This window comes from Pseudomonas sp. MS15a(2019), assembly GCF_013277805.1.
Lineage (GTDB): Bacteria > Pseudomonadota > Gammaproteobacteria > Pseudomonadales > Pseudomonadaceae > Chryseomonas > Chryseomonas benzopyrenica.
In genome coordinates, this window is the sequence record NZ_VBTN01000001.1 from 352,871 (window position 1) to 374,329 (window position 21,459).

Annotated in this window: 21 protein-coding genes and 1 pseudogene; 10 read left to right on the forward strand and 12 right to left on the reverse strand. The window is 65.6% G+C overall.

The window, feature by feature from the left end:
• Positions 1 to 26: 26 nt before the first annotated feature.
• Entirely contained in the window at positions 27 to 353 is a 327-nt protein-coding gene (gene grxD, locus FEZ61_RS01705; RefSeq protein ID WP_017640308.1) for a Grx4 family monothiol glutaredoxin, read from the forward strand.
• Between the two features lie 59 nt (positions 354 to 412).
• On the opposite strand, the gene bfr is transcribed toward grxD, so the two are convergent.
• From bfr to pyrC, 4 genes are all read right to left on the reverse strand, one after another.
• The gene (gene bfr / locus FEZ61_RS01710; protein ID WP_017640309.1) at positions 413 to 889 is read right to left on the reverse strand and encodes a bacterioferritin; all 477 of its coding nucleotides are present in this window, start codon (positions 887 to 889) and stop codon (positions 413 to 415) included.
• Between the two features lie 193 nt (positions 890 to 1,082).
• Complete coding sequence (locus FEZ61_RS01715) at positions 1,083 to 1,298, reverse strand: bacterioferritin-associated ferredoxin (protein WP_064307217.1); 216 nt, start codon at positions 1,296 to 1,298, stop codon at positions 1,083 to 1,085.
• A gap of 118 nt (positions 1,299 to 1,416) precedes the next feature.
• A complete protein-coding gene (rnt, locus tag FEZ61_RS01720; protein ID WP_017640311.1) occupies positions 1,417 to 2,094 on the reverse strand; it encodes a ribonuclease T in 678 nt (225 codons plus the stop codon).
• Positions 2,091 to 3,134, reverse strand: a complete 1,044-nt coding sequence (gene pyrC, locus FEZ61_RS01725; RefSeq protein ID WP_064307216.1) for a dihydroorotase — start codon at positions 3,132 to 3,134, stop codon at positions 2,091 to 2,093. The genes rnt and pyrC overlap by 4 nt, the downstream gene beginning before the upstream one ends.
• 141 nt (positions 3,135 to 3,275) lie before the next feature.
• On the opposite strand from pyrC, the gene FEZ61_RS01730 reads away from it, so the two are divergent.
• Positions 3,276 to 4,226: an OmpA family protein gene (locus FEZ61_RS01730; protein WP_068384786.1), complete on the forward strand. Its 951-nt coding sequence runs from the start codon at positions 3,276 to 3,278 to the stop codon at positions 4,224 to 4,226.
• A 116-nt stretch (positions 4,227 to 4,342) separates the two neighbouring features.
• A complete protein-coding gene (locus FEZ61_RS01735) occupies positions 4,343 to 5,560 on the forward strand; it encodes an argininosuccinate synthase (protein ID WP_017640314.1) in 1,218 nt (405 codons plus the stop codon).
• 239 nt (positions 5,561 to 5,799) lie between these two features.
• Here the strand turns inward: FEZ61_RS01735 and FEZ61_RS01740 are convergent, their stop codons facing one another.
• From FEZ61_RS01740 to FEZ61_RS01760, 5 genes and pseudogenes are all read right to left on the reverse strand, one after another.
• Positions 5,800 to 5,988 (reverse strand): hypothetical protein, encoded by a 189-nt coding sequence (locus FEZ61_RS01740; protein WP_068384788.1) that lies wholly within the window; start codon positions 5,986 to 5,988, stop codon positions 5,800 to 5,802.
• 140 nt (positions 5,989 to 6,128) lie between these two features.
• Positions 6,129 to 6,767 (reverse strand): endonuclease III, encoded by a 639-nt coding sequence (gene nth, locus FEZ61_RS01745; RefSeq protein ID WP_068384791.1) that lies wholly within the window; start codon positions 6,765 to 6,767, stop codon positions 6,129 to 6,131.
• Positions 6,764 to 7,759 (reverse strand): annotated as a pseudogene (locus tag FEZ61_RS01750) (RnfABCDGE type electron transport complex subunit B); the annotation flags it as partial. The pseudogene FEZ61_RS01750 and the gene nth, both read right to left, overlap by 4 nt.
• A 171-nt stretch (positions 7,760 to 7,930) precedes the next feature.
• Complete coding sequence (metG, locus tag FEZ61_RS01755) at positions 7,931 to 9,970, reverse strand: methionine--tRNA ligase (protein ID WP_068384796.1); 2,040 nt, start codon at positions 9,968 to 9,970, stop codon at positions 7,931 to 7,933.
• 220 nt (positions 9,971 to 10,190) lie between these two features.
• Positions 10,191 to 11,342 carry a M14-type cytosolic carboxypeptidase gene (locus tag FEZ61_RS01760; RefSeq protein ID WP_017640319.1) on the reverse strand — a complete coding sequence of 384 codons (1,152 nt, stop codon included), beginning with the start codon at positions 11,340 to 11,342 and terminating at the stop codon, positions 10,191 to 10,193.
• A 122-nt stretch (positions 11,343 to 11,464) separates the two neighbouring features.
• Here FEZ61_RS01760 and apbC point away from each other — a divergent pair, with 122 nt between their 5' ends.
• From apbC to FEZ61_RS01785, 5 genes are all read left to right on the forward strand, one after another.
• Positions 11,465 to 12,559 carry an iron-sulfur cluster carrier protein ApbC gene (apbC, locus tag FEZ61_RS01765; RefSeq protein WP_093249286.1) on the forward strand — a complete coding sequence of 365 codons (1,095 nt, stop codon included), beginning with the start codon at positions 11,465 to 11,467 and terminating at the stop codon, positions 12,557 to 12,559.
• A gap of 81 nt (positions 12,560 to 12,640) precedes the next feature.
• Complete coding sequence (gene dcd, locus FEZ61_RS01770) at positions 12,641 to 13,207, forward strand: dCTP deaminase (protein ID WP_017640321.1); 567 nt, start codon at positions 12,641 to 12,643, stop codon at positions 13,205 to 13,207.
• Positions 13,208 to 13,322: 115 nt separating this feature from the next.
• Positions 13,323 to 14,252: a chemotaxis protein CheV gene (locus tag FEZ61_RS01775; protein ID WP_017640322.1), complete on the forward strand. Its 930-nt coding sequence runs from the start codon at positions 13,323 to 13,325 to the stop codon at positions 14,250 to 14,252.
• 72 nt (positions 14,253 to 14,324) lie between these two features.
• A complete protein-coding gene (locus FEZ61_RS01780; RefSeq protein ID WP_173146874.1) occupies positions 14,325 to 15,128 on the forward strand; it encodes an MOSC domain-containing protein in 804 nt (267 codons plus the stop codon).
• Positions 15,125 to 16,015 (forward strand): LD-carboxypeptidase, encoded by an 891-nt coding sequence (locus FEZ61_RS01785; RefSeq protein ID WP_064307205.1) that lies wholly within the window; start codon positions 15,125 to 15,127, stop codon positions 16,013 to 16,015. The genes FEZ61_RS01780 and FEZ61_RS01785 overlap by 4 nt, the downstream gene beginning before the upstream one ends.
• Before the next feature lie 21 nt (positions 16,016 to 16,036).
• Here the strand turns inward: FEZ61_RS01785 and FEZ61_RS01790 are convergent, their stop codons facing one another.
• Entirely contained in the window at positions 16,037 to 17,890 is a 1,854-nt protein-coding gene (locus FEZ61_RS01790) for a pyruvate kinase (RefSeq protein ID WP_173146875.1), read from the reverse strand.
• 211 nt (positions 17,891 to 18,101) lie between these two features.
• Between FEZ61_RS01790 and nadA the strand changes: the two genes are divergently transcribed.
• A complete protein-coding gene (nadA, locus tag FEZ61_RS01795; RefSeq protein ID WP_026083760.1) occupies positions 18,102 to 19,160 on the forward strand; it encodes a quinolinate synthase NadA in 1,059 nt (352 codons plus the stop codon).
• Positions 19,161 to 19,178: 18 nt separating this feature from the next.
• Here the strand turns inward: nadA and FEZ61_RS01800 are convergent, their stop codons facing one another.
• A complete protein-coding gene (locus tag FEZ61_RS01800) occupies positions 19,179 to 20,618 on the reverse strand; it encodes a M48 family metalloprotease (RefSeq protein ID WP_017640327.1) in 1,440 nt (479 codons plus the stop codon).
• Positions 20,619 to 20,713: 95 nt separating this feature from the next.
• On the opposite strand from FEZ61_RS01800, the gene FEZ61_RS01805 reads away from it, so the two are divergent.
• Positions 20,714 to 20,968, forward strand: a complete 255-nt coding sequence (locus FEZ61_RS01805; RefSeq protein WP_017640328.1) for a sulfurtransferase TusA family protein — start codon at positions 20,714 to 20,716, stop codon at positions 20,966 to 20,968.
• On the opposite strand, the gene FEZ61_RS01810 is transcribed toward FEZ61_RS01805, so the two are convergent.
• The gene (locus tag FEZ61_RS01810) at positions 20,969 to 21,442 is read right to left on the reverse strand and encodes a peroxiredoxin (RefSeq protein WP_017640329.1); all 474 of its coding nucleotides are present in this window, start codon (positions 21,440 to 21,442) and stop codon (positions 20,969 to 20,971) included.
• Positions 21,443 to 21,459: the final 17 nt, after the last annotated feature.

Consider the following 21,459-nt stretch of genomic DNA (forward strand, 5'->3'; position numbering starts at 1 on the left):
GTCCCACCGTATTAGCGAGGTGCATCGTGGAAATCATCGATACCATCAAAGACCAGATTGCCAACAATCCCGTGCTGCTCTACATGAAGGGTTCGCCGAACGCGCCTCAGTGCGGCTTCTCTTCCCGTGCCGCTCAGGTGCTGATGGCCTGTGGCGAGAAATTCGCCTATGTCGACATCCTGCAGAATCCGGAAATCCGCGCCAATCTGCCCAAGTACGCCAACTGGCCGACCTTTCCCCAGCTGTGGGTGGGCGGCGAGCTGGTCGGCGGCAGCGACATCCTGGCCGAGCTGTACGAGAAGGGCGAGCTGCAGACCCTGATCAAGCAAGCCGTGGAAACCAAGGACGCCTGAGTCTTTGGCCCATGAAAAAGCCCGCAGCGTGCGGGCTTTTTTTATGGGCGTTTGCCCGATCAATCGTCGTCGTGCATCTGCGACTGGATGTAGTTCTCGATCCCGACGCTGGCGATCAGACTCAGCTGGGTTTCCAGCCAGTCGATGTGCTCTTCCTCGGACTCGAGGATGCTCTTGAGCATGTCGCGGCTCACGTAGTCCCGCACGCTTTCGCAATAGGTGATGGCTTCACGCAGGTCAGCCACGGCGCTGATTTCCAGGCGCAGGTCGCACTGGATCATTTCCTGGGTGTTCTCGCCGATCATCAGCTTGCCCAGGTCCTGCAGATTGGGCAGGCCTTCCAGGAACAGGATGCGCTCGATCAAGCGATCGGCGTGCTTCATCTCGTCGATGGATTCCTTGTACTCGTGATGGCCGAGTTTGCGGATACCCCAGTCGTTGTACATCCGCGAGTGCAGGAAATACTGGTTGATGGCCACCAGTTCGTTGCCAAGGATCTTGTTCAAGTGCTGGATGACGGTGATATCGCCTTTCATGGCCGGACCTGCAAATCGGGTGGGATTGCCGGCAGTCTGAGCGTGGAAGGGCCCTTTGTCAAAAGCTTAAGTTGTTGAAAAATCGACGAAAATCGAACGGTAATCGAAAGCTTTTCCATCCTTTCCGTAAGCGTTTGATTAGACAATAAAAAAGCCGGACGCAAGGTCCGGCTTTTTTTTGCAGGGATGTTGCTCAGACGCGCGGGACGTCCAGAGCGTAGGCGAGCTGCTGGGCACCATGTAGCTCACCGAGGGTTTCCTTGACCACCTGCTTGGCGAGGCAAGCGCACTTGCCGCACTGGGTGGCGCAACCCGTGCTTTCCCGGACTTCCCGATAACTGCAGCAGCCTTCATAGATGGCTTCGCGAATATGCTTGTCGGTCACGCCACGGCAAAGACACACGTACATGGATCGCCTGCTGTATGAGTGGAGGTGCCGCCAAAGCTAATGACAATGAGAATGATTGTCAAAGTTGTAGGCGGCAAAATCTCATCAAAGGCGTCCTGGGCGACAGGCGGTTGTCCGATCAGTCCAGGTCGACCCAGCCGCCCATCTCCCGCCAGCGATTGACGATGCCGCAGAACAGCTCGGCGGTCTTCTCGGTGTCGTAACGGGCCGAGTGGGCTTCGCGATTATCGAATTCGATACCGGCCGCCTGACAGGCCTTGGCCAATACCGTCTGACCATAGGCCAGGCCGGCGAGGGTAGCGGTATCGAAGCTGGAGAAGGGGTGGAAGGGATTGCGCTTCAGGCCACAACGCAAGACCGCGGCATTGAGAAAGCCCAGGTCGAAGCTGCTGTTGTGGCCGACCAGGATGGCTCTCTTGCAGCCACTGGCCTTGAGCGACTTGCGCACGCCCTTGAAGATCTCGCTCAGCGCCTGCTCTTCGCCCACCGCCATGCGTAGCGGATGGTCGAGCTTGATGCCGGTGAATTCCAGCGCCGCCGGTTCGATGTTGGCGCCGACAAAGGGTTCGACACGGAAGAAGTAGGTGTGATCCGGATAGAGCACCCCTTCCTCGTCCATGGCCACGGTAGTGGCGGCGATTTCCAGCAGGGCATCGGTGGCGGCGTTGAAGCCACCGGTCTCGACGTCCACCACCACCGGCAGATAGCCGCGAAAGCGGCGCGCCATGGGGATGCGCGAGTCGGACATCGGCTGGCTGGCATCCAGTTCGTCGCTGAAGGTCTCGTCCATGCTCATACGCCCACCTCCAGCCGCCAGCGCAACGTTTCACCCGCGCGCAGCGGAATCACCTCATGGTCGCCGAACGGCAGGGAGGCCGGCGCCTGCCAGTCCTCGCGCACCAGGGTGACGGTCTCGGTATTGCGCGGCAGGCCGTAGAAGTCGGCACCGAAATGGCTGGCGAAGCCTTCCAGGCGGTCGAGGGCGTTGCGGCTCTCGAAGGCCTCGGCATAGAGTTCCAGGGCGCCATAGGCGGTGTAGCAGCCGGCGCAGCCACAGGCCGCTTCCTTGGCGTGACGGGCATGGGGCGCCGAGTCGGTGCCGAGGAAGAACTTGGGATTGCCGCTGGTGGCGGCGTCCAGCAGGGCGCTCTGGTGGGTGTTGCGCTTGAGGATCGGCAGGCAATAGAAGTGCGGCCGGATCCCGCCCACCAGCATGTGGTTGCGGTTGTACAGCAGGTGGTGGACCGTGATGGTGGCACCGACGTTGGCCGGGGCCTCGCGCACGAAGGCAGCGGCATCACCGGTGGTGATGTGCTCGAACACCACCCTCAGCGTCGGGAAGCGCTGGACGATACGCACCAGGTGCTCGTCGATGAATCGCTTCTCGCGGTCGAAGACATCCACCTCGGCATGGGTGACCTCGCCATGCACCAGCAGCGGCAGGCCGATCTCGGCCATGGCTTCCAGGGTGGGGAAGAGGTTGTCCAGCGAGGTGACCCCGGAATCGGAGTTGGTGGTGGCACCGGCCGGATAGAGCTTGGCGGCGTGCACGAAGCCGCTGGCCTTGGCGCTGCGTACGTCGTCCGGGCTGGTGCGGTCGGTGAGGTAGAGCACCATCAGCGGCTCGAAGCGACTGCCGGCCGGACGCGCGGCCAGGATGCGCTCGCGGTAGGCGGCGGCCTGTTCGGCGTTGCGCACCGGTGGCACCAGGTTGGGCATGACGATGGCGCGACCGAATTCCCGGGCGGCGTCGGCGACGGTCTGCGGCAGGGCGGCGCCGTCGCGCAGGTGAATGTGCCAGTCATCGGGACGGGCAAGGGTGATCCGGTCGGTCATGCGGGATTCCAGGCTGCGGGAAAGTGGGGAAATGCTACCGGAAAAGGGGGTAGCCGGCACCCGTGCGGCGGGACCGCGCTCAAGTTTTCCGCGCCCTCGACCGATAAGAAGCCCAGGTACTTTTTCTTTCCGGAGCCCGACGTGCGCCCGCGTTACCTCTTCCTTTCCTATCTGCTGCTCGCCGTGCCGGCCTGGGGGATGACCTTCCAGAGCCGGCTCGAGAGCGTGGAATGGAAAGTGGAGGGCGACATCTTCGCCTGTCGCCTGCTGCAGCCCATCCCGCGCTTCGGCAGTGGTGGCTTTCTGCGCCGCGCGGGCGAAGCCACGGTGTTCGAGCTGCGGCCCAATGGCCAGTGGCTGCCGGCGGGCAGTGCCCACCTCAAGGCGGCCGCAGTGCCCTGGAAGCCGGGGCTCGGCGACATCAGCCTCGGCTCGGTCAAGGTGGTGGAGGGCGAACAGGCGCTGGCCACCAGCGCACAGCAGGCGCAGCGCCTGCTGGCGGGTCTGATGGAAGGGCGTATGCCCCAGGTGAGCAGGGCAGGTGCCCTGGACGACCGGGTCGAGGTCCGGCTGCTGCCGGTGCGCTTCGAGCCGGCCTACCAGCAATTCCAGGCCTGTACCCAGAAGCTGCTGGCGGTCAACTTCGAGCAGATCCGTCATTCCCAGGTCGGCTTCCCAGGCGGCGGCGATACCCTGGACGACCTCGCCAAGGCCAAGCTCGATCTCATCGACGAGTACCTGAAGGCCGATCCGACGGTCAATCACGTCATCGTCTCCGGCTACAGCGACAACCAGGGCACCCGGTTGGACAATCGCCAGGAATCCCGCCTGCGCGCCATCGCCGTGATGGAGTACCTCAAGAGCAAGGGTTTCGCCGCCGAGCAGATCGAGCTGCGCTTCTTTGGCGAGCAGTATCCCGTGGCACCCAACACCAGCAAGGCCAATCGCTCGCTCAATCGCCGGGTGACCCTGGTGTTCTCGCGGGCGCCGGCAAGCAGCGAACCAGCGGCCGCGCCAACCACCAGCACCGCCGCCAATCCGGCCGAACCGCCGGCGCCTACCCCGGCACCGCCCGCCAAACCCAAGGGCTGATCCATCTGACCGGATGTCGCCCAGACATCAGAGTGCGTCGCGCCCCTGTAAAAGCGGCGAGGCGACCAGTAGACTTGTCGCTTTCCGACTCAACGCAACACACGGGAGCGAACGGCATGGCGGATGTGAAGAAGGTAGTCCTGGCGTATTCCGGCGGCCTGGACACCTCGGTGATCCTCAAGTGGCTGCAGGATACCTATAACTGCGAAGTGGTGACCTTCACCGCTGACCTCGGCCAGGGCGAGGAAGTCGAACCGGCACGCGCCAAGGCCCAGGCCATGGGCGTCAAGGAAATCTACATCGACGACCTGCGCGAAGAGTTCGTCCGCGACTTCGTCTACCCGATGTTCCGTGCCAACACCGTCTACGAAGGCGAGTACCTGCTGGGTACCTCCATCGCCCGTCCGCTGATCGCCAAGCGCCTGATCGAGATCGCCAACGAAACCGGTGCCGACGCCATCTCCCACGGCGCCACCGGCAAGGGCAACGACCAGGTGCGCTTCGAGCTGGGTGCCTATGCGCTCAAGCCAGGCGTCAAGGTGATCGCCCCCTGGCGCGAGTGGGACCTGCTGTCCCGCGAGAAGCTGATGGACTACGCCGAAAAGCACCAGATCCCGATCGAGCGCCACGGCAAGAAGAAGTCGCCGTACTCCATGGACGCCAACCTGCTGCACATCTCCTACGAGGGTGGCGTGCTGGAAGACACCTGGACCGAGCACGAAGAAGACATGTGGCGCTGGACCAAGTCCCCGGAAGCCGCACCTGACACCCCGACCTACATCGAGTTGACCTACCGCAACGGTGACATCGTCGCCATCGATGGCAAGGAGCTGAGCCCGGCCACGGTGCTGGCCGAACTGAACCGCATCGGCGGCGAGAACGGCATCGGTCGTCTGGACATCGTCGAGAACCGCTATGTGGGCATGAAGTCCCGTGGCTGCTACGAGACCCCCGGCGGCACCATCATGCTCAAGGCCCACCGCGCCATCGAGTCCATCACCCTCGACCGCGAGGTGGCCCACCTCAAGGACGAGCTGATGCCCAAGTACGCCAGCCTGATCTATACCGGCTACTGGTGGAGTCCCGAGCGGCTGATGCTGCAGCAGATGATCGACGCCTCCCAGGCCAACGTGAACGGCGTGGTGCGGCTGAAGCTGTACAAGGGCAACGTCATCGTCGTCGGTCGCCAGTCCGACGAGTCGCTGTTCGACGCCAACATCGCCACCTTCGAAGAAGACGGCGGTGCCTACAACCAGGCGGACGCGGCGGGCTTCATCAAGCTCAACGCCCTGCGCATGCGGATCGCCGCCGGCAAGGGTCGCACCCTGCTGTAAGGGTGGCCCTGCAACGCGAAACCCCAGCCTAGGCTGGGGTTTTTTATGGCTTAGAGCCTGTTCAAAGTCTGCTGCGCGTCGGCCAAACGGCGTTGAAAATGGCCTGGGTCGCCAGCCCGGTCGGAATACTCATTTACTACTCGTAAACCCGAGCGCGGGTCCGATCCGCTTCCTCAGCTATTTTCGCGGGGCCGCCTAGGCCTTGTTTGGCTCTAGCTCGCTAGACTTTGAACAGGCTCTTACAGATCGAAGTCGTACTCGGAGAGCTGCCGCTTCAGGCGGCGCTCTTCGAGCATGTTGTCGATCAGGCGCCGCTTGGTCAGGTTGGTCTTGCTGACGATGGGCTCGACGGGATCGACGGTTTCGGGCGCCTCGTTATCGGTCTCGAAATCGTCGTCTACATCGATATCGCTTTTGTCTTCGGCCATTGGTAACTCCTGCAAGGCTGGACAGGGTCACACGCACTCATGACAGGGCGGCGGGACCTTTTCGCGCACCTTATAACGACAAAGCAGGGGCCGGTAAAAAAGATTTTTTCAATCGCCGAAGGGCTTTGATACGCCCTTTTTCAATCGTCAGAGGTTTTTGCCTTGTATTCGCAGAGATCTTCGATGCGGCAGCTGCCGCAGCGGGGCTTGCGCGCCTGGCAGACATAGCGACCATGTAGGATCAGCCAGTGGTGGGCATCCAGCAGGTAGGCCTTCGGCACCACCTTGAGCAGCTTGAGCTCGACCTCCACCACGTTCTTGCCGGGGGCCAGATTGGTTCTGTTGCTGACCCGGAAGATATGGGTGTCCACCGCCATGGCGAGCTGGCGGAAGGCGGTGTTGAGCACCACGTTGGCGGTCTTGCGGCCCACGCCGGGCAGGGCCTCCAGTTCTTCGCGGGTCTGGGGTACCTCGCCGCCATGGCGTTCCAGCAGCAGCCGGCAGGTCTCGATGACGTTCTTGGCCTTGCTGTTGTAGAGCCCTATGGTCTTGATGTACTCCGAAAGACCCTGTACCCCGAGATCCAGGATGGCCTGGGGCGTGTTGGCCGCCGGATAGAGGCGGGCAGTGGCCTTGTTGACGCTGACGTCGGTGGCCTGGGCGGAGAGGATCACCGCGATGAGCAGCTCGAACGGCGAGGCATAGGCCAACTCCGTCTTGGGGGCGGGATTGTCTTCGTGCAGGCGACGAAAGATTTCCAGGCGTTTGGCGGCGTTCATCGGGCGACTCGATCTTCCAGGGCCGCGAGGCGGTGAGCCGCCTGCTGAGCGGCGCTGCGCAAGGTTTCCAGTTGCGCGTTCTGCTCGGGTGTTGGCTCGGTACCAAAGGCCCGCTCGGCCTTGGTCAGCTGGGCACGCGCCAGGGTGGCAGCGATCCGCGCCTGCTTGAGGGCGGCGGGATCGGCGGCTGGCGTCGCCAGGGCAGGTGCGCTGGCAGTGGCGGGCGCTTGCTGCGCCTGGTCGAGGGCCGCCTGGGCCTGCTGGGCGGCTTCACGCAACTGCTGCACCTGGGTTTCCAGTGCGGGCGTGCCGTATTGGGCCAGTTGCCGTTCGGCCTTCTGCAGGGCGACACGTGCCATGGCAGCAGCGATCTTCAGCGGCTTGAGCGAGGATTCCGCCGTGGCGGGGTGCTCTGCAACCGTGGCGGTCGCAGGTGGCACCTGACGGCGCTGGCGCTCGGCGTCCAGTCGCTCGCGGTCCCGCTGCAGGCGCGCCTGGCGGGCATCGAAGCGGCGCCGATAGTACTGCGCGCGCTGGCGCTCTTCGACGCGATCGACCGGCGCGGGTGCAGCCACCAGATCGATGCAGTCCACGGGGCAGGGGGCCAGACAGAGTTCGCAGCCGCTGCATTCGCTCTCGATCACCGTGTGCATCAGCTTGGCCGCGCCGAGGATGGCGTCGGTAGGGCAGACCTGGATGCACTTGGTGCAGCCGATGCACTCGGCTTCGCGGATCACCGCGCGCTGGCTGGGCGTCACCGGATAGGGCGAATCCAGGGGCAGCGGCGGACGCTGCAGCAGCGCTGAAAGCTCGAGGATGGTGGCTGCGCCCCCGGGCGGACACTTGTTGTGCGCTTCGCCCGCGGCGATGCCCGCCGCATAGGGCTGGCAACCGGGATGGCCGCACTTGCCGCACTGGGTCTGCGGCAGCAGGGCGTCGATAGCGGTGATGAGAGTAGCGTGGGCGTTCATGATCAGGGTCGGGGCTGGGGGAAGAACGGCGCCCTGAGAGCCTGCTCAAAGTCGGCTGCGCGTCGGCCAAACTGCGTTGAAAATGGCTTCGGAATGCTCATTTACGCTTTGTAAACTCCGCTTCCTCAGCCATGTTCGCCTTGTTTGTCGCTAGCTCGCTCGCCTTTGAGCAGGCTCTCGGCGCCGTCGCTGTCACATCACTCGCTGGCCGGGCTTGGCGCCGCTGTCGGGACTGAGCAGGTGGATCTCGCTGCCGCCGGGGCCGGCGGCCAGGACCATGCCTTCGGAGACGCCGAACTTCATCTTGCGCGGCGCTAGGTTGGCGACGTACAGGGTTAGGCGGCCTTCGAGTTGACTCGGCTCCGGGTAGGCGCTCTTGATGCCGGAGAAGACGTTGCGCTTGGCGTCGCCGATGTCCAGGGTCAGGCGCAGGAGCTTGTCGGCGCCCTCGACGAATTCGGCCTTTTCGATCAGGGCGATGCGCAGGTCGACCTTGGAAAAGGTATCGAAGTCGATGGTCTCGGCCAGCGGGGCCTTGGTCAGTTCGCCGTTGCCGGCGGGCTCGGGCGCGGCCTGGGCGGCCAGGTCTTCCTTGGAAGCGTCGATCATGGTCTGCACCTTGGCGGGTTCGATGCGGGTGAGCAGGGGCTGGAAGGCGTTGAGCTGATGATTGGCCAGGCGGGTGTCCAGGTCGGCCCAGGTCAGGGGGGCGACGTTGAGGAAGGCCTCGGCGGCGGCGGTCAGGTTGGGCAATACCGGCTTGAGCAGGATCGCCAGCTGGCGGAACAGCTCGATGCCCTGGGCGCAGATGGCCTGGACTTCGTCGGCCTTGCCGTCCTGCTTGGCCAGGCCCCAGGGCGCCTTGTCGGCGATCCAGGCGTTGGCGCGGTCGGCCAGGGCCATGATCTCGCGCATGGCACGGCCGAAGTCACGGGTCTCGTAGGCCTCGGCGATGCTCGGCGTGGCGGCGCGGAAGGCGGCTTCCAGTTCGGGTGCGGCCTGGGCATCCACCAGCAGGCCGGCGTTGCCCTTGTGGATGAAGCCGGCGCAGCGGCTGGCGATGTTGACCACCTTGCCCACCAGGTCGGAATTGACCTTCTGCACGAAGTCCTCAAGGTTCAGGTCGATGTCCTCGACGTGGCGCGAGAGCTTGGCGGCGAAGTAGTAGCGCAGGTATTCGGGATTCAGGTGATCCAGGTAGGTGCGCGCCTTGATGAAGGTGCCGCGGGACTTGGACATCTTCTGGCCGTCGACGGTGAGGAAGCCGTGGACGTTCAGCGCCGTGGGCTTGCGGTAGCCGGCGCCTTCGAGCATGGCCGGCCAGAACAGCGCATGGAAGTTGACGATGTCCTTGCCGATGAAGTGGTACAGCTCGGCCGTGCTGTCCTTGGCCCAGTAGGCGTCGAAATCCAGGTCGTCGCGACGGTCGCAGAGATTCTTGAAGCTGGCCATGTAGCCGATGGGCGCGTCCAGCCAGACATAGAAGTACTTGCCCGGGGCGTCGGGGATCTCGAAGCCGAAGTAGGGCGCGTCACGGGAAATGTCCCATTCCTGCAGGCCGGCGTCCAGCCATTCGGCGATCTTGTTGGCCACCGATTCCTGCAGGGCGCCGCTGCGGGTCCAGCCCTTGAGCATCTCGGCGAAGTCGGGAAGCTTGAAGAAGAAGTGCTCGGATTCGCGCAGCACCGGGGTCGCGCCGGAGATGGCCGACTTGGGGTCCTTCAGCTCGGTGGGCGCATAGGTGGCGCCGCACTTCTCGCAGTTGTCGCCGTACTGGTCGGCGCTGCCGCATTTGGGGCAGGTGCCCTTGATGAAGCGGTCGGCCAGGAACATCTGCTTGTCCGGGTCGAAGTACTGGGTGACCGGACGGGTGGCGATGTGGCCGTTCTCCCGCAGCTTCAGGTAGATGGCGCGCGACAGCTCGCGATTCTCTTCCGCATGGGTGGAGTGGAAGTTGTCGAAGGCCACGCCGAAGTCGGCGAAGTCGGCGCTGTGCTCGCGCTTGACGTTGTCGATCAACTGCTCGGGCGTGATCGCCTCGCGCTCGGCGCGCAGCATGATGGCCGAGCCGTGGGCGTCGTCGGCGCAGACATAGATGCACTGGTTGCCGCGCAGCCGCTGGAAGCGGGCCCAGATGTCGGTCTGGATGTACTCGACCATGTGGCCGAGGTGGATGGAGCCGTTGGCGTAGGGCAGGGCGCTGGTGACGAGAATCTTGCGGGGCTCGGTCATGGTCTTGGCTGGATCGCGGCGCTGATAAGTTGACCGACCATCATAGCGAAATGGCCGGTCGGTTTCATCCGTGGGGATGGGCGTTGAAAAGCGCGAAGTCCTGCGAGCTAGCGCCAGGCAAGGCGGAAATTGCCGAAGAGGCGCAGTTTACAACGGGTAAATGAGCATTCTGAGGCAGTTTCCAACGCCGTCTGGCCGACGCGCAGCAGACTTCGAGCATTTAGAGATCGGCCAGCTGCCAGTACAGGGCATTGACCATGGCCGCGCCCAAGGCGGCGCTGCGGGCACCGTTCCAGCCCACATCCGGGCGGGGGTCATTGGCGTTGTCCTTGAACGGCAGCTCCAGGGTCAGGGCCAGGCAGCCATGGGTATGGCCGACATACTTGGTGGCGAGTTTCAGGGTTTCGCTGCCGAAGTGACCACGGGGATAGCCGTACCGGGTCTGGAAATCCGGGCTCGCACGTTGGAAGCGCTGCAGGAAGGCCTGTTGCTCGGCCTCTTCGCGCTCACCGAAGTTGGGCAGGCCATTGCAGCCGTCGACGAAGACATAGGGCAGGGCCTCGTCGCCGTGGATGTCGAGAAACAGGTCGCAGCCGCTCGCGGCGATGGCGCGGCGTACCGCCAGCACCTCGGGACTGCGTCCTTCGTCCGGCTCCAGCCATTCGCGGTTGAGGTTGGCGCCGGCGGCGTTGGTGCGCAGATTGCCCAGCGCCGAGCCGTCGGGATTCATGTTGGGCACCACGTGCAGCACGGCCCGCTCCAGCAGCTTGGCGCCCACCGGATCGCCCTGGTGTTCGCCCAGGCCGAGCAGCCTACGCAGCAGGCCTTCCACGAACCACTCGGCCATGGGCTCGCCGGGGTGCTGGCGGGCGATGATCCAGATGTTCTTCTTGCCAGCGCCCGGCGTACCGATGCGCAGCAGGTCCAGCGAACGTCCCAGCAGCGAACGGCCGACGGTTTCCAGACGGACGGCGGGGTGGCGTTGCGCCTCACCAACGAAGGCCAGGTGACGGCTCTCCGGATAGGGCTCGAAATAGGCGAAGAACAGGCTGTCGTGTTCCGGGGTGACGGTCCAGCTCAGGGTCTTGCCGTCGTAGCGGGTGGGAATGCGGAACCACTCCTGCCCGCAATAGCTGGCGACCACGCCATAGTCGCGCCAACCCTCTGGGTAGGCGCACGCGCCGGCGTTGTCGAAGCTCAGCTGGCAGGGTAGGCCGCGGGCGCCTTCGAGACGGAAATGGAACCACTGGGTGAAGGGCGAGGCGGTGTCCGGGCGAATGCGCAGGCGGATATCCGCGTGATCGGCCAGGGACAGCACCTCGACGGCGCCGCTGTCGAAGGTGGAACTGATGTGCAAGGAAGAGGCGTTCACGCAGGGCTCCACGGGCGAGGGGAAAGCCGGGAGTGTAGCGCCGCGTGGATAGGCTTTAGCAAGGACAGTGGGTAGCATAGGCCGCAGCTTCTCTTTCCTATCCGCTGTTTCCGGGAGTCTGCATGACCGCTCCGACTCGCGAGGCCATCGAGGCCGCGCTGCGCCAGTATCACGATCCCTATCTCGAACAGGACCTGCTCAGCGCCGGCGCCCTGCGCGACCTCGCGCTGGACGGTGGCCGGGTGCGGGCCCGCTTCGAGCTGGGCTATGCCGCCGGGCTGTTCAAGGGTGGCCTGGCCCAGGTGCTCAAGACCGCGCTGGAGAACGTACCCGGGGTCGAGACCGCCGAGATTCAGGTCGATTGCACCATCGCGCCCCACGCGGCCCAGCCGCAGCTGGAGGCCATGGGCAACGTCAAGAACATCATCGCCGTGGCCTCGGGCAAGGGTGGGGTGGGCAAGTCCACCACCGCCGCCAACCTGGCCCTGGCACTGGCTCGCGAAGGTGCCCGGGTGGGCGTGCTGGACGCCGACATCTATGGCCCCAGCCAGGGCATCATGTTCGGCTTCGCCGAGGGCACCCGCCCCGAGGTGCGCGACGAGAAGTGGTTCATCCCGCTGCAGGCCCATGGCGTCGAGGTCATGTCCATGGCCTTCCTGACCAATGACAAGACCCCGGTGGCCTGGCGCGGTCCCATGGTCTCTGGCGCCCTGATCCAGCTGATCACGCAAACCGCCTGGAATGACCTCGACTACCTGGTGATCGACATGCCCCCGGGCACCGGCGACATCCAGCTGACCCTGGCGCAGAAGGTGCCGGTGGCCGGCGCGGTGATCGTCACCACGCCCCAGGACCTGGCCCTGCTGGACGCCAGGAAGGGCGTGGAGATGTTCCAGAAGGTCAACATCCCGGTGCTCGGGGTGGTGGAGAACATGGCGGTGCACATCTGCTCCAACTGCGGCCACGCCGAGCACCTGTTCGGCGAAGGCGGCGGCAGCAAGCTGGCCGAGCAGTACGGCGTGGATCTCCTGGCTTCCTTGCCGCTCGCAATGGCCATCCGCGAGCAGGCTGACGCCGGACGTCCCACCGCCATCGCCGATCCCGACAGCCAGATCGCGCTGATCTACCAGGAGCTGGCGCGCAAGGTCGGCGCTCGTATCGCCCAGGGCGGTCAGGCCGGCGGCGGCATGCCCACCATCACCGTCAGCGACGACTGATTTCGTCCGTTCGCCTTTGAGACCGCGCGGCTATCCACTAGAATGCGCGGTCAATTTTTTCGCCCCGGAGCCAGACCTGCCATGAGCATCAAATCGGATAAGTGGATTCGCCGCATGGCCCAGGAGCACGGCATGATCGAGCCCTTCGTCGAGCGCCAGATGCGCGGCGCGGACGACAGCCGGGTGATCTCCTACGGGGTGTCCAGCTACGGCTACGATGTGCGCTGCGCCAACGAATTCAAGGTCTTCACCAACATCCATTCCGCGGTGGTGGACCCGAAGAACTTCGATGACAAGAGCTTCGTCGATGTGGTCAGCAACGTCTGCATCATCCCGCCGAACTCCTTCGCCCTGGCGCGCACCGTGGAATACTTCCGCATTCCGCGCGACGTCCTGACCATCTGCCTGGGCAAGAGCACCTACGCCCGCTGCGGCATCATCGTCAACGTCACGCCGCTGGAGCCCGAGTGGGAAGGCCACGTCACCCTGGAGTTTTCCAACACCACGACCCTGCCGGCCAAGATCTACGCCAACGAGGGCGTGGCCCAGATGCTGTTCCTGCAATCCGACGAGGCCTGCGAGGTCTCCTACAAGGATCGCGGCGGCAAGTACCAGGGCCAGCGCGGCGTGACCCTGCCGCGCGCCTGATCCGCGCGTCCGTTCTGGAAGCCGCCCTCGGGCGGCTTTCCTATTTCCGGGACTCAAGAACTGGCGTCAGCCGCCGATAGCCTGTGACCTGACTTATCTTTGGAGTGGACTTTCCATGGCCGGCATTCTCGACACCGTCGATCAACGCACTCAGCTGGTTGGCGAGAACCGTCTGGAAATTCTCATGTTCCAGCTGTCCAGCCGGCAGATGTTCGCCATCAACGTGTTCAAGGTGCAGGAAGTCCTCAAGCTGCCGCGCCTGACCCAGATGCCCAAGCGCCATCCGATGATCTGCGGCGTGGTCCACCTGCGTGGCCAGACCCTGCCGGTGATCGACCTGGCCGCCGCCATCGGCATGCGACCCATCACCCCCGACGAGAACAGCACCATCATCGTCACCGAGTACAACCGCTCGGTGCAGGCCTTCCTGGTCGGTAGCGTCGATCGCATCATCAACCTCAACTGGGACAGCATCCAGGCCCCGCCCGGCGGCGCCGGACGCCAGCACTACCTGACCGCCATCACCCGCATCGAAGACCGCCTGGTGGAGGTGATCGACGTGGAAAAGGTGCTGGCGGAGATCGCCCCCTACAACGTCAAGGTCTCCCAGGAGCGCCTGGCCGATCCGCTGCTGGCCAAGGCCCGCGGCCGCGAGGTGCTGCTGGTCGACGACTCCAGCACCGCCATTGGCCAGTTGCGCGACACCCTGGTGCAGCTGGATCTGAAATTCCACGTCGCCACCGACGGCCTGCAGGCCCTGCGTAAGCTCAAGGCCTGGGCTGACGAAGGCGTGGTGCTGACCGAGAAGCTGCTGATGGTACTGACCGATGCCGAGATGCCGGAAATGGACGGCTACCGCCTGACCACCGAGATCCGCCAGGATCCGCGCCTCGCCGACCTCTATGTGGTGTTGCACACCTCGCTGTCCGGCAGCTTCAACGAAGCCATGGTGAAAAAGGTGGGCTGCAACGCCTTCCTCTCCAAGTTCCAGCCCGATCAACTGGTCGAGGAAGTGCGCCGGCGCCTGGCGCTGGCCGAGGAGTAGTTCCCGCGGTTTCGCCGCTCCGGCGCCTCCCTTACACTGGCGGCCTTTGTCCGCCGCCAGGAAGCCGCGCCCATGTCGCACCTCAGTGCCCTCTATCGTTATCCCGTCAAGTCGACGGCCGTGGAATCCCTGGCGCAGGCCGAGGTGGACGCCTTGGGCCTGGTGGGTGATCGCCGCTGGATGGTGGTAGATGCCGACACCGGCCGCTTCCTGACCCTGCGCCAACTGGCGCAGATGAATCAGATCGAGGCGCGCTGGCTGGCCGCTGACCGCCTGCGCCTGAGCGCACCGGGACGGACGCCGATCGAGGTGGCGGTGCCGGGCGCGGCAGACGAGCAACTCGGCGTGACCATCTGGCGCGATACCCTGCAGGCACCGGTGGCCGCCGAGGCCGATGCCTGGCTGAGCGACTTCCTCGGTCGTCGTTGCCGTCTGGTGCACGTCGCCGAAAGCCATGCCCGCCAGATCAACACCGACTTCGCCGAGCCCGGGCAGAAGGTCCACTTCGCCGACGGCTTTCCCTTGCTGCTGACCAGCGAGGCCTCCCTGGCCGATCTGGTGGCGCGCGTGGGCAAGCCGCTGGAAATGTTGCGCTTCCGGCCGAATCTGGTGGTGGAGGGTACTCCGGCCTATGCCGAGGACGGCTGGAAGCGACTGCGCATCGGTGCGGTGGACTTCGCCGTGGCCTGTCCCTGCGCGCGCTGCATCGTCATCACCCAGGATCCGGTGACCGGCGAGAAGGACCCGGATCGGCAACCGCTGACTGCGCTGCGCGAATACCGCTTCAATGACAACCGCATGTTGTTCGGCATGAACGTCATCCCCCTGGGCCGTGGCGTGATCGAAGCCGGCATGCCGGTGGAGGTGCTGGAATGAACCCCGTGCGGCGAGTGGCGCTGGTCAGTCCGGCGGGTGCGGTCAAGGAAGCGCTGGTCACGGCGGCGATCGAACACCTGCAGGCCGCCGGTATCGAAGCGATCCTGGGCGAGCAGGCGCTCAGGCGCCATCGCTATCTCGCCGGCACCGCCGAGGAGCGGGCCGCGGATCTGCACTGGGCGTTCAGCCAGGCAGACGTGGATGCCGTCTGGTGCCTGCGCGGCGGCTACGGTTCCGCGCAACTGCTGCCGTGGCTGGACTGGTCGCGCCTGTCCAGCAGCAAGGGCCGGCCGCTGATCGGCTATTCCGACCTGACGGTGCTGCTGGAGGCCTTCCACCGCCGCGGTCTCACCGCCATCCACGGCCCGGGCGCCCTGGACTGGGGGCGCCGCGACGAGGATCCGGCCACCCAGGCGGCGCGTACCCGCTCGCTGGAATCGGTCCTGGAACTGTGCGCGGGCAGTCGTCCGGCGTGGCAGCTGGAGCGCCTGGCCGGTCCGGCCCAGGTACCTGCCGGCGAACTGATCGGCGGCAACCTGACCACCCTGGCCAGCGTGGTCGGGACCGCCGCCGCCCTGCGCCCCCATGACGGCGCCATCCTCATGCTGGAAGACGTCGGCGAACCCTACTATCGACTGGAACGCAGCCTCTGCCAGTTGCTCGGCAACCTCACCGAGCACCGCATCGGCGCGGTCTGCCTGGGCACCTTCACCGCCTGCCCGCAGCGTAACGTCGAGCAGTCGCTGGAAGAGATCTTCGCCGAATGGCTGGCGCCGCGTGGCATCGCCCTCTATCGCGGCCTGCCCAGCGGCCATGGCCCGGACAACCAGGCCTGGCCCTATGGCGCCCGGGTGCGCCTGGAAGCAGGACGCCTGCAGGTGCTCTAGGCCCGACCAGTCCCGGGCGGATCAGTCCGCCCAGGGCGAGGCCAGTTCCAGCTTGCGCAGCAACTGGCGCTTCTTGCTGTTGTAGCCCTGCATCCGCACCAGCAATTCATCCAGGGTGGCGACCGCCTTGAGAATGTGCGGGCCCTTGTTAAGCATCACGCACTCGGCGCGCACCCCGGTCGCGGCATCGGTGATTTCGGCGCGCGAAGGCGAACCCTTCTTGGCCAGATTCTCCAGCACCTGGGTCGCCCAGATCACCGGCACGTGGGCCGCCTCGCACAGGCAGAGGATGTCTTCCTGCAGCGCCGCCAGGCGCTCGAACCCGCCTTCCACCGCCAGATCGCCGCGGGCGATCATCACGCCGAAGCCACCGCGCTGCATGCCCGCCACCAGTAGTGCGGGAAGGTTGTCGAAACCGCGGCGGGTCTCGATCTTCAGTACCACACCCAGGTGCTCGGCCTGCAGGCGCTCCAGTTCCGCGAGCAGGGCGCGGACGTCGTCCGCGCTGTTGACGAAGGACATCTCGATGCCGTCCGCATGCTCGGCGGCAAAGGCCAGGGCCGCGAGGTCCTGGTCGCCCAGCGCGGCCAGCCGCAGGGTGCTCTGGGGAAAATTGATGCCCTTGTCGCCCTTGAGCTTGGCGCCGCCCGGCGCGTGGGTGATGCGGATCTGCAGCGCATCCTGGTCGGCGCGCTCGATCAGCCCGCCGATCTTGCCATCATCGAACCAGACCGGCTCGCCGCTACGGACGTCGGCGAACACCTGGGGCAGGGTGCAGCCGAGGGTCGCGGGCGTCAGCAGGCGGCCGCCGCTGTCCTGGCTGGCGGGGCGACCGGGCGTCTGGTCGGCGGTCAGGATCAGCAGATCGTCCTCGGCCAGCCGCAGGGCGCCCGGCTGCGGGGCGAAGTCGCCGATGCGGCTGTGCCGCTTACGTCCATCGCGCGCGACGCTCAGGCGCAGCCCGGGCGCGAGGTAGGAGGTCTTGGTCGCCTCCGCCCAGCAGCCGCGGTCCCCGACCTCGACGACCGTCCAGCGGCGCTGCGCCTGGCGCGCGTCCCGCAACTGGATCCGCTCGCCCGCCTGCAGGCCCGCCAGCCAGCGTTCGCCCACCTGGAGACTGGCAGCCGCCGGGGAGGGCGCCGGTCGCGGCCGGCGGCGGCCGGTCAGCCAGATCCGCGCCGGCTGGCGGACGCGACCCTGGGCGTCGCGCTCGGGCTTCACCTTCCTTACCGCCACGCCCGTGGCGATGGGCCCGGTGCGCAGCTTGGGGCCCGGCAGGTCCATGAATACCTTGCAGGGCTGGTCCAGCTCCGCGCTGGCCCGTCGCACGTTTTCGATCATGCGCGTCCAGCTGGCCGGTTCGTCGTGGGCGCAGTTGATGCGCGCGCAATCCATATGCCCCGCCAGCAGGTCGCGTACCAGCGAGTAATCCTCGGCGGCCTCGCTTGGTAAGGTGACCATTATGCGGACCTCCCGCGCGGAGGCGGGCGTGCCGAACAGTGCCCGCGCATGGTCGGCCAGGGGATTGGCCGCCCTGGCTGTCGGCCGCGCCGCCGGGCGGCCACCGAGCAGGCGCTCCAGGGTGTTGATGAGGGTCGCCACGGTCGGCAGCACGGCAGCTTCGGAGCGCCCCAAGGACGACAGCCCCAGGGCGGAGAGTTGCAGCTGCAGGTCATGCAGATCGCCGTCGCGCAACGCCAGATAGGCGAGCAGGTTCTGCGCGCTGGCCCGGTAGGCGGGATTGAGCGCCTGCCGATCCAGCCGTGGGTCCGCGCTGGCCTGTTGCAGAGCGCCGTGCAGGGCGCGTAGCTCATCGAGGAGGGTGGCGAGAGCGTGATCGGGGGTCCGGGAGCGCGAGGTCGAACGGGGCGGCACGATAGGTCTCCAGCAGCAGGGGCCGGCGAGACGCTCGCCGGGCGTTCCTGTGTCGGACCCCCGGCCGCTGGAGAAGTGAAAAGCCAAGTGTTGCCAGACATTAGCGGCACATGGCCACTCATCACGGAGGAGCCGCGGGCGACCATAGGGAGTCGGCGAGGATGCTGCTATGATGCGCGGCCTTGACGACCCCCGTTTTCAGGTACCCGCCATGGTGCAGATTTCCGAACGTCTCCTGGTCCAGGCCCATCTGGCCGCCAAGCAGCCCAAGGCGCTCGGTCCGGACGAGATCGCGGCCTACAAGACCGCCATCGCCCGCGAGCTCAAGGCGCAGAACGCGGTACTGCTGGCCCACTACTACACCGATCCGCTGATCCAGGCCCTGGCCGAGGAGACCGGCGGTTGCGTCGCCGATTCCCTGGAGATGGCCCGCTTCGGCAATCGCCATCCGGCGTCCACCGTGGTGGTGGCCGGGGTCAAGTTCATGGGCGAGACGGCCAAGATCCTCAACCCGGAAAAGCGGGTGCTGATGCCGACCCTGGAAGCCACCTGCTCCCTGGACCTGGGCTGCCCGGTGGACGAATTCTCCGCCTTCTGCGACCAGCACCCCGAGCGCACCGTGGTCGTCTATGCCAACACCTCCGCCGCCGTGAAGGCGCGCGCGGACTGGGTAGTGACGTCCGGCTGCGCGCTGGATATCGTCGAGCACTTGATGGACAACGACGAGACCATCCTCTGGGCGCCCGATCGTCACCTGGGTCGCTACATCCAGCGCGAGACCGGTGCCGACATGCTGTTGTGGGAAGGCTCCTGCATCGTCCACGAGGAGTTCAAGGCCAGCCAGCTGGAAGACCTCAAGCGGCTCTACCCGGAGGCCGCCATTCTGGTGCATCCGGAATCGCCCGAGGCGGTGATCGAACTGGCTGACCATGTCGGTTCCACCAGCCAGATGATCAAGGCCGCCCAGACGCTGCCCAATCGCCAGTTCATCGTCGCCACCGATCGCGGCATCTTCTACAAGATGCAGCAGGCCTGTCCGGACAAGACCTTCATCGAGGCGCCCACCGCCGGCAACGGCGCCGCCTGCCGCAGCTGTGCCCACTGCCCTTGGATGGCGATGAATACCCTGGAGCGCACCCTCAACTGCCTGCTCGACGGCTCCGGCGAGGTGCTGGTCGATCCAGCCCTCATCCCCCGGGCGGTCAAGCCGCTCAAGCGCATGCTTGACTTCACCCAGGCGCTGCAGCTAAGGATCAAGGGCAACGCCTAATAGGCGCTGCCTGGGACGCTAGCGCAGGATCTCTTCGCTCAGCTTGCGCTGGGCGATCATCTCCTGCTGACGGGCGTCGATCCGCGCGGCCAGCTGATAGTTGCTGGCCGCGCGTTGCTTGGCGAAGCCCAGTTGCTGGATGGCCTGGTTGTAGTCGCCGGTCAGGGCGAAGTATTCGGCCCGCGCCTGGTGCACCCCGACCAGATCACCGGCCTGGCCGCGGACGTCCGCCGCCTGGTTCCACAGATCCGGATCGATCGGCCGCTGCTTGAGCAGCTTGTCGAGCAGTTGGCTGGCGGCCTTGGCCTGCTTGGTGCGGCCGAGCATGTCCACCTGGGCCAGACTCACGGCCAGATCGTCCGGATAGAGCTCCAGCAGCCGCTGCACCCGTTTCTGGGCGTCGGGCAGGCGATTGGCGGTGATGTCCAGATCGACCTGGGCAAGGTTGTAGCTGATATCGTCCGGCGCCTTGCGCAGCAGCGGCGCCAGGGTGTCGCGCGCTTCGTTGAGCTGACCCTGCTTGGTCAGTCCCATGGCCAGGCCGTAGCGTACAGCGTCGTTGTCCGGGTTTTCCTGCAGCTGGGCTCTATAGCGCTTCACCAGCAGGCCGGCGGTTTCCTCGAAATACATCTGAGCACGCACCTTCATGAGTTGGAAGCGCTTGCTGTCCTCGACGCCGCCCTTGGGAAAACGCTCGGCACGCGCCTGGGTATCGGCGATCCGGCTGTCGGTGACCGGGTGGGTCAGCAGGAATTCCGGCGGGGTGCGGTCATAGCGATACTGGCGGGCGAGACGGCCGAACATCTCTGGCATCGCGCGCGGATCGTAGCCGGCGCGCTCCAGATTGACGATGCCGACCCGGTCGGCCTCCTGCTCATTGAGCCGGGAAAAGCGCAACTGGCTCTGGATGGCCGCCGCCTGGGTCGAGGCAATGGCGGCGATTCCTGCATCGCCACCGCCCGCGGCCGCAGCTACGATACCGGCGAGCAGCGCGGCCATCAGCGGCAACTGCATGCGCTGCTGGTTTTCCACCCCGCGGGCGAAGTGGCGCTGGATGAGGTGACCCAGCTCATGGGCCATGACCGCCGCGTACTCGGCTTCGGTCTCCGACTTCAGGAACAGCCCGCCATTGACCCCGATCACCCCGCCGGGCGCGGCGAAGGCGTTGATCTCCGGATCCTTGATCAGGATGAAGACCATGCGGTGGTCCTGCAGGTCGCTGGTCTCGGCCAGCTTGTAGACGGTCTGTTCGACGAATTGCTTGAGCTGCGGATCGTTGATGGCCGGGACCTGGCCGCGCAACATGCTCAGCCAGGCGCGGCCCATCTGAAACTCCTGCTCGGGCGAGACGATCGAAGAGCTGGCATCGCCCAGCGACGGCAGATCGTTCGCCCCCTGCGCCAGGAAGGGCGCGGCGAGCAGCGCCAGGGACAGCAGGGCAGGGCGCAGGACTTTCATGGCATGACTCGTGGCCGCAAAAGGGCTACTTTAGCGGCCCGCCGTCTAGGTGCCTAGCGACCCTGACACTGGCGTACCCCACAATGGAGAATCCCATGGCCGACCTGAGCCAACCCTACACCGGCGCGGTGACCGCCCAGCTGGACGCCACCGGCCTGAGCTGTCCCATGCCGTTGCTCAAAGCCAAGCTGGAACTCAACCGTCTGGCAACCGGCGAGGTCCTCGCCGTTACGGCCACCGATGCCGGCTCGCAACGCGACTTCCGCACCTTCGCCAAGCTGTCGGGACACGCTCTGGTGGGTGAAGAGGTGGCAGGGGAGACCTTCCGCTACTGGCTGCGCAAGGCCTGATCAGGCTCCGTTCAGCGCCTGGGCGGCGGCCAGCACCTCGGCGACGTGCCCGGGCACCTTCACGCCGCGCCAGATCTGGCGCACCACACCTTCCCGGTCGATGAGGAAGGTGCTGCGATCCACGCCGATGTAATCCTTGCCATAGAGCTTCTTTTGCCGCATCACGTCGAACAGCTGGCAGAGGGTCTCGTCCTTGTCGCTGATCAGCTCGAAGGGAAAGCCCTGCTTGGTGCGGAAATTTTCGTGGGTGCGCAGGCTGTCACGGCTGACGCCCAGGATCAGGGTGTCGGCCGCCTGGAACTGCTCGTGCAGATCACGAAAGCCCTGGCCCTGGGTGGTGCAGCCGGGGGTGTTGTCCTTGGGATAGAAGTACAGCACCGCCTGGCGACCGCGCAGGCTGGCGGGCGAGACCTCGAGGCCGCTGGTGGCCTGGGCCTGGAAATCCGGAAGCGGTTGGTCGAGGGTCACGCTCATGGGCAGCTCCTTGCGGG

Bases quoted from the DNA above. Each gene is read 5' to 3' on its own strand.
- FEZ61_RS01715 (WP_064307217.1), bottom strand. From the start codon at position 1,298: ATGTACGTGTGTCTTTGCCGTGGCGTGACCGACAAGCATATTCGCGAA.
- FEZ61_RS01775 (WP_017640322.1), top strand. From the start codon at position 13,323: ATGGCCGGCATTCTCGACACCGTCGATCAACGCACTCAGCTGGTTGGC.
- pyrC (WP_064307216.1), bottom strand. From the start codon at position 3,134: ATGACCGACCGGATCACCCTTGCCCGTCCCGATGACTGGCACATTCAC.
- FEZ61_RS01805 (WP_017640328.1), top strand. From the start codon at position 20,714: ATGGCCGACCTGAGCCAACCCTACACCGGCGCGGTGACCGCCCAGCTG.
- FEZ61_RS01735 (WP_017640314.1), top strand. From the start codon at position 4,343: ATGGCGGATGTGAAGAAGGTAGTCCTGGCGTATTCCGGCGGCCTGGAC.
- apbC (WP_093249286.1), top strand. From the start codon at position 11,465: ATGACCGCTCCGACTCGCGAGGCCATCGAGGCCGCGCTGCGCCAGTAT.
- rnt (WP_017640311.1), bottom strand. From the start codon at position 2,094: ATGAGCATGGACGAGACCTTCAGCGACGAACTGGATGCCAGCCAGCCG.
- FEZ61_RS01740 (WP_068384788.1), bottom strand. From the start codon at position 5,988: ATGGCCGAAGACAAAAGCGATATCGATGTAGACGACGATTTCGAGACC.
- bfr (WP_017640309.1), bottom strand. From the start codon at position 889: ATGAAAGGCGATATCACCGTCATCCAGCACTTGAACAAGATCCTTGGC.
- FEZ61_RS01785 (WP_064307205.1), top strand. From the start codon at position 15,125: ATGAACCCCGTGCGGCGAGTGGCGCTGGTCAGTCCGGCGGGTGCGGTC.
- dcd (WP_017640321.1), top strand. From the start codon at position 12,641: ATGAGCATCAAATCGGATAAGTGGATTCGCCGCATGGCCCAGGAGCAC.
- FEZ61_RS01800 (WP_017640327.1), bottom strand. From the start codon at position 20,618: ATGAAAGTCCTGCGCCCTGCCCTGCTGTCCCTGGCGCTGCTCGCCGCG.
- nadA (WP_026083760.1), top strand. From the start codon at position 18,102: ATGGTGCAGATTTCCGAACGTCTCCTGGTCCAGGCCCATCTGGCCGCC.
- FEZ61_RS01810 (WP_017640329.1), bottom strand. From the start codon at position 21,442: ATGAGCGTGACCCTCGACCAACCGCTTCCGGATTTCCAGGCCCAGGCC.
- nth (WP_068384791.1), bottom strand. From the start codon at position 6,767: ATGAACGCCGCCAAACGCCTGGAAATCTTTCGTCGCCTGCACGAAGAC.
- metG (WP_068384796.1), bottom strand. From the start codon at position 9,970: ATGACCGAGCCCCGCAAGATTCTCGTCACCAGCGCCCTGCCCTACGCC.
- FEZ61_RS01780 (WP_173146874.1), top strand. From the start codon at position 14,325: ATGTCGCACCTCAGTGCCCTCTATCGTTATCCCGTCAAGTCGACGGCC.